Annotated in this window: 4 protein-coding genes; 3 read left to right on the top strand and 1 reads right to left on the bottom strand. The window is 36.5% G+C overall.

The annotated features are described in order from the left end of the window. Positions 1 to 84 precede the first annotated feature (84 nt). From AFK68_RS44475 to AFK68_RS07395, 3 genes are all read left to right on the top strand, one after another. Complete coding sequence (locus AFK68_RS44475) at positions 85 to 246, top strand: helix-turn-helix transcriptional regulator (protein WP_210407280.1); 162 nt, start codon at positions 85 to 87, stop codon at positions 244 to 246. A 365-nt stretch (positions 247 to 611) separates the two neighbouring features. Next, entirely contained in the window at positions 612 to 1,508 is an 897-nt protein-coding gene (locus tag AFK68_RS07400) for an AraC family transcriptional regulator (protein WP_094672199.1), read from the top strand. A gap of 89 nt (positions 1,509 to 1,597) precedes the next feature. Then, positions 1,598 to 2,263, top strand: coding sequence for a LamG domain-containing protein (locus tag AFK68_RS07395; RefSeq protein ID WP_168186359.1), 666 nt, complete (start codon positions 1,598 to 1,600; stop codon positions 2,261 to 2,263). 326 nt (positions 2,264 to 2,589) lie between these two features. Here the strand turns inward: AFK68_RS07395 and AFK68_RS07390 are convergent, their stop codons facing one another. Continuing rightward, a complete protein-coding gene (locus AFK68_RS07390; protein ID WP_094672197.1) occupies positions 2,590 to 3,630 on the bottom strand; it encodes a branched-chain amino acid ABC transporter permease in 1,041 nt (346 codons plus the stop codon). Positions 3,631 to 4,067: the final 437 nt, after the last annotated feature.

Below are 4,067 nucleotides of genomic sequence, written 5' to 3'. Positions count from 1 at the left end.
TAAGGCTCGTTCAATATTTAGCATTCTTCTGGCCAATTTCTGCTTGAACCATTTTACCTTATTTCCCAACAACTCTAATATGTAATTGGACAACGTGTTGCTAAAGCCAAACAATTATTACTCAAAGGTAAATTAACACTGGCAGAAATTGCTATTAAGGTGGGATTTGCAGATCAAAGCCATTTGACTTATCACTTCAAAAAGGCTATGGGCGTTACCCCAAAAAAATTTTTACTAAAACAGTAAGAATATTCAAAAAACAGTTGAAGACCAGTCTTGGATAATAATATAAAATCCGGTTGAATAGTTGTCACCCCGTGAGGAAGCAATCTCCTAAACCTATGAGATTGCTTCTTTCCACTCCGTTCCACTCGCAATGACTTGGGTATAGTAATTATCCAGATTTTATATAACCACTATTAATTGCTTGTGGATACTTACCAATGGATAATTATTATTATGTTCGGCTAAATAGTTACTATAACTAAAGCTCGTAGTAGGGCTTTAGCCCCAACTGTAGATAGGGCTAGCAGCTCTACTACAAACCATGCTCTTCTTTTCAAGGAGAGGTAATTCTAAATACTAAATACTAAATACTAAATTCTTGAATTATGACTTTTTCTAAAAAAATACCATACGATGTTGACTTAAGCAATCAAGAAGAAATGAGTGTCTTTGGTGTAAAAATTTTACAGCAGGGCAATTTATCAGAAGGAATATATTTACGGCATTATTACCACTTACCATTTGAAATGTTGAATAATGCTTTTCGGATACACAGCATCAACATTGTTACTAATGTCTCTCCAGATATTGATTATGAAGACAATACAGAAGGAAAAAGCCAGAAACGACAATTAAAAAAACAAAGTATAACGTTCGTGCCTGCTGACACACCATATTATGCTAACTGGAATCAAACTATGTCCTATTTATCATTAAATTTTGATCCTATCATTCTCAAGCAGAAATTAAATGACATAGTTAAAGGTGATACTGTGGAGTTATTGCCACATTTTTCCTATTCTGATCCCCTCATCTCTAGTATTTTTCAGGCTTTACAACAAGAATTATTAAACCCTGGTTTGTGCGGTCAATTATATATTGATTCGTTATTACAAACCTTCTATATTCATCTACTACGAAATTACTGCGTTCAAAAACCCATCCAAATTTCACCAGGCAGCTTTTCCAAAACCATATTAAATCAAGTTATCGACTACATTCAAGCTAATTTACACCAAAATTTGACTCTGACTGAATTAGCTGCGATCGCCAAATTTAGCCCTAACTACTTTGCTACTCAGTTTAAAAAATATATCGGCATCACACCCCATCAATATCTAATTGGACAACGTGTTGCTAAGGCCAAAAAATTATTACTTAAAGGTAAATTAACACTGGCAGAAATTGCTATTAAGGTTGGATTTGCAGATCAAAGTCATTTGATTCGTCACTTTAGAAAGGCGATGGGCGTTACCCCAAAAAAATTTTTGCTAAAACAGTAAGAATGTTCAACAAATCGTATAAATCTACAAGATTTTGGGGCTGTACAGAACTTATATTGATCAATGTAAAACAATTATTGGAGAAATTTATGTCTAATAATCCTGTAGAGCATTGGATTAAAATAGGTGATAATGACACTCCACAAGTTTTACTATGTAATCCTGAGAGAACAAATAGTAACGGTTTTGGTGGTAGAGGTGGTTTACTAGAAATCCATGGTGTGATTAGCAATGGTAAACCTGCATTTTATTACTATTACGAGAATGGAGATAGAACATACAGATTTTCGAGAAATAAGGCGCTAGAAGTAGGTGTTTGGTATTATTTTGTCATTAAGGAAACTGGTGGTACGGCACAATTGTACGTCGATGGAATTCTCGAAGACGAGCAAGATATTTCATCTTCTGGCAGTCTAACTGCTCCTATAGCTCAAATTGTTCAACTAGGTCAAGATAGAAGTTACTTTGATGGAGAAATTGATCGGCTTCGCATCTGGAAGACCGTTCTTACTCAAGAGCAGATTCAAGGAAATCTTCTCCCGGTTTTCGATGGCACTGAAAGCCAATTAGTCAGCTATTGGGACTTCGATGAAGATAGCAGCACCACAGCAATAGATTTAAGCAGGAACGATAATGATGCATTCTTAATCAGAATGGTAGCGCAGCCGGTTTTTGCCTGGGTAGGGAGTTGGCTGTTTTGGTTGACAAACCTGCTATTAGTCCCGATGATTTCTTCATCCGATAGACATAATTAGGGTTTGCTGAAAAAGTCTTATGGGTGAGGAGAGGAGACAGGAGACAGGAGACAGGAGACAGGATAAATGGGAAATTTAGAGGAGTTAGTCGAATATTTGATCCCTCAATTTTTCTGCAATTATTCTCTTCAAAATCCTAACTTTCTGGTTGCTCAAGCTGAAAAAGCCAGACTTTTTTGAGCGAAAAAAGCCTACAGCCTTTATATGTTAATGCTTTTAGATTTAATCAGCAAGCCCTAATTAGTTTAATAATCTCAAGTATGCTGAAAATTGTGTCATTGCTGAATAAGTGTGACACTCCTTTCCACTATAGTCATAGCAAGAATTTAACTTCTGAGTTCTGAGTTCTGAGTTCTGACTTTAGCTAGATGTCGTTTCCCTACTACTTTCTCCAACAAACCGCCTCGAAACCCTAAAATCAGAACTACCAAAAGTAAACCTAATAATAAATTCCATAAATCTATTTGCTGTTGCGCGAGTTGTGGGGAAAACATCGGCAACGTTGCCAACCACTGCCAAATATTTCGTTGGTAAGACTGCACCCAATGTTCCAATAATAGGAAAACAGTAGCTCCCACTATCGGACCAGCAAATCTAGAAGCACCACCCAAAATTGTCATTAATACGGGAATAGCGCTAAAACTCCAGTGAGCAATTTCGGGATTTGCTACTCGTTGAAATGGCGACCACAAGGCACCAGCTAATCCAGCGATACCGCCTGCGAGGGCAAATGCCATCCACCGCAGACGGCGAATATCTACTCCCACAAATTCTAAACGCACTGGGTTTTCTCGACTAGCTTGCAAAATTTCGCCAAAGGGACTATGGGTGATGCGCCAGAGGATGTAGGTGGCGATCACTACTATTATGAGTGTTAGGTAATAATAATTGGCAAATCCAAATATTTTGATGGGTAAACCGGGAATGCCTAACTCTGTTACTAGGACTCCGGTGATACCGTCACTGCCTCCTGTGACTTCTCGCCATTGGAAGAGGATGGTATAAACCATCATTCCGAAGGCAAGGGTTAACATGGCGAAGTAAATTTTGTCTACTCGTACACTGAAATAACCAATAATTATGGCGACTAAAAATGCAGCAACAACTGCAATGGGTATGGCTAAAATTATCGGTACAGATGCTTTGATTAAATATGCAGAAACATAAGCTCCTGTGGCAAAGTAAGCAGCATGACCAAAACTTAATAATCCCCCATAACCAAACAGAAGATTAAAGCTGAGGGCAAACAAAGCCATTAATAATATTTCTGTTAGTAAAACGAGGTTGAATGGTGATAGAAATAGTGGCATTAATAAGAGAAATATTATTGTTAGGAATGGTATAATTAGTTTCAGGCGATCGCTCATTTTTTTCTGTTATAAAGTAAGAATTAGGTAAGTCTAATTATAGCGTTTGTCACTCATCTTGACTTGCATTACTTCTTCCTTCTTACTTCTTAGTTTAAACCCAAATATCTGTACTCTAAAAAACATGAAAACTGCTATAAATGTTAAAAAAAATGTAGGGGCGGGTTTAGCCGAAAGTCTTGGTAAATTAGCGATATAGTTCTAAAAACCCGCCCTATACTCGTTGTGTTTATTTATGCTCACCTACTTCAGTGCTGATGATAAGTTATATCATGTTCGTTCATTAATTGATAATTGATAATGGATAATGGATAATTACCTCTGGTTAAAACCGTTCTTGATTGAATATAAGGAAATATTATTTCTTTTTTTCCCCTTGAAAGGGGAGGCTAATAAAGCTGAATTATTTAATTAATAATTAATAATTATTAATTATT

It is taken from the genome of Hydrocoleum sp. CS-953 (assembly GCF_002260545.1).
In the GTDB taxonomy this organism is placed as follows: Bacteria; Cyanobacteriota; Cyanobacteriia; order Cyanobacteriales; family Microcoleaceae; genus Trichodesmium.
The sequence above is the reverse complement of the archived record's forward strand: the minus strand, read 5'-3'. Positions and strand labels throughout refer to the sequence as shown.